This is a genomic window from Shewanella sp. (assembly GCF_051658185.1).
Taxonomy (GTDB): domain Bacteria; phylum Pseudomonadota; class Gammaproteobacteria; order Enterobacterales; family Shewanellaceae; genus Shewanella.
The window spans coordinates 1-2,282 of the sequence record NZ_JBOFMC010000268.1; the positions used below are offsets into that span (position 1 = coordinate 1).

Sequence of the window (2,282 nt, forward strand, 5' to 3'; positions counted from 1 at the left end):
TGTGGGCTATTATTTATGCAAACACTTGCATGAAGAAGGTGCAAAACTCATCGTCACCGATATCCATCAGGCTTCCTTAGATAAAGTGGTACAAGATTTTAACAGCACAGTCGTCTCACCTCAGGACATTTATAGTCAAGATGTCGATGTGTATGCCCCCTGCGCCCTTGGAGCAACCTTGAATGATGCGACCTTGCCGCAATTAAAAGCCAAAATTGTCGCCGGGTGCGCTAACAATCAATTGGCTGAAGTTCGTCACGGTGAGCAGCTAAAAGAAATGGGGATTTTATATGCCCCCGATTATGTGATCAATGCCGGCGGGATCATCAACGTTTCATTTGAAAATAACTATGATGCGGCTAAATCTGAAGCCAAAGTCAGAGAAATCTATCACACTTTGTTGGAAATTTTTGCCAAAGCCGATGAGCAAAATCGCACCACTGGCGCGGTGGCCGATGAAATGGCAAAGGCAATTATCCAAGCCGCCAAAAAGTAGTGTTACGTTAACTGAGTAACCACTCTAATACCGTCATAAACAGTGACTACGGCGTTGTACCGCTGTCACTGTTTATATCCCCTCGCTCATCATGACCCCGTCCCACCCCAAGCCTTTACAGCTTCAGCTTGTATTAAGTCTTAAGCGATGACACTTTTTGTAAATACACAACGATGTTATCGCCCCCCGCTGCGCTATAGCGCAAAATCAATAACCCTGATAATTGAAAACTCACTACTTTTGCAACTAAATATTCATTGAGTGCGCTAGAAAAAAGCCGACTTGTCTGCTTGACTTAACAGTCCCAATCTTGGCAAAGGAGACGATGATGATTCGCTTTAAGTATGCTCTCAATGGGGATGTGGTGGAACTGCAAGCCAGTAACTGGAATGGTTTGGAGCGCGTTTTGGTAAATGGTCAGCAGGTTTCCCGTAAGCGAAATTTTAAACCCCAAAGTGAACACTGTATCCAGCTTAAAGATGGCCATCTGTGCAGATTTACATTACTGATCGACCCTCAAACCGATGAGTTAATGTGCCGCATTTATAAACAAAACGAATTGGTCACCAGCCTGAAACAAGGTAAGGATGATTTCCTTGCAAGCCAGCGCGTCCTGCAGCACTCTACGATTTTTTTAGGGTTATTGTGCTTGTTTACACTCTATTTTAATTAGCTTGCCAATTATCGCAGCATTGGCTGCTAACGAAGGCGTGTCGACGTTGCTGGGTGGTTTTTGCAACAATTTGGCCGGTATTAATGCAAGGCGACGCCCGTACAGGGTAATGATCCGACATCAATAGACCATAACGCATAACTCAGGGAAATTCGCTGCCATCGATGATGAACTGAGCGAGAGGATAAAAGGGTTTAGGTTATTCTCCGCGACAATTTTTTTGCACTCTCATGGGCTATTCTGAGTTAGCAGCAGTCAATAAGCGCTGGCTCGTGCTAACTGCAATTCAGCTCATTGACGTTTAATGTAAACAACTCCCAAAACTAACTCATCCTATTGATCTTATTAAGCAAATACATAAATTGTTCGCGTTCAGTCTCACTCAACACCGCTAAACAAGTCTCGTTGACCCTTTCAGCCTCACGAATTAAATCTTGCTCTAATGCCTTGGCTTCATCGGTTAAAAAAATCTGAAAGGCCCGCCGATTATCCAATTCTTGGTGCCGGGTAATTAACCCCTGCACTTGAAGTTGGTCAAGTAAGCGCGTCATCGTGTAGTTGGCCACATCACATCGTTTAGACAATTCTGTTTGCGTGATCCCCTCTTCCTGCCAAAGGGCAAAAAGCACTGGCCATAATTTGATATCGAGCTGATAACGTTTAAGTTGAGAATCAAGCTCATGTTGTAAGGCGATATTCAAGTGAGAAACCAAATAGCCCAAGCTTTCATAACGATTCAATCAGCACCTCCGCAAACAAGGGTATTAGCCAAATCCTGTGACACGGCCTGCGCCTAAGGCGTCAAGCGTTCCCTAATACTATCAGTTAACCGCCAATAAACTAGTTAACCGCCTGAACTCATTACCGACGACATGTGTAGTTATGTCACAGCATCAATCAGACAAATTGAATTCATTCACAAAACGATAATAACAAGCTCGGTTAAGTTTTCCCCATAATCCACGCGCTAAGGGCACAGAAATGCCAAAGTCAGTCACCAACATTTGCGATAAGTCCGTTATCACATGCTCAGTTCCAAGACTGCTGGTAAGCGTGATGGCGCTAGCCGAACTGTCTGCTGCTACCGCCACAATCAGTAAAGGCACATCGACC

Annotated in this window: 3 protein-coding genes and 1 pseudogene; 2 read left to right on the top strand and 2 right to left on the bottom strand. The window is 44.4% G+C overall.

Features of this window, described 5'->3' with window-relative positions; genetic code table 11:
• Positions 1-496, top strand: a 496-nt coding sequence (locus ACRCZA_RS10270; RefSeq protein WP_438674344.1) for a Glu/Leu/Phe/Val dehydrogenase family protein, incomplete at its 5' end; no start/stop codon positions are given.
• Between the two features lie 328 nt (positions 497-824).
• Complete coding sequence (locus tag ACRCZA_RS10275; RefSeq protein ID WP_438674346.1) at positions 825-1,169, top strand: hypothetical protein; 345 nt, start codon at positions 825-827, stop codon at positions 1,167-1,169.
• Positions 1,170-1,492: 323 nt separating this feature from the next.
• Here ACRCZA_RS10275 and ACRCZA_RS10280 read toward each other — a convergent pair whose 3' ends face one another.
• Entirely contained in the window at positions 1,493-1,909 is a 417-nt protein-coding gene (locus tag ACRCZA_RS10280; protein WP_438674345.1) for a MarR family winged helix-turn-helix transcriptional regulator, read from the bottom strand.
• A gap of 153 nt (positions 1,910-2,062) precedes the next feature.
• Positions 2,063-2,282, bottom strand: a pseudogene (locus ACRCZA_RS10285) (DUF1285 domain-containing protein); the annotation flags it as partial.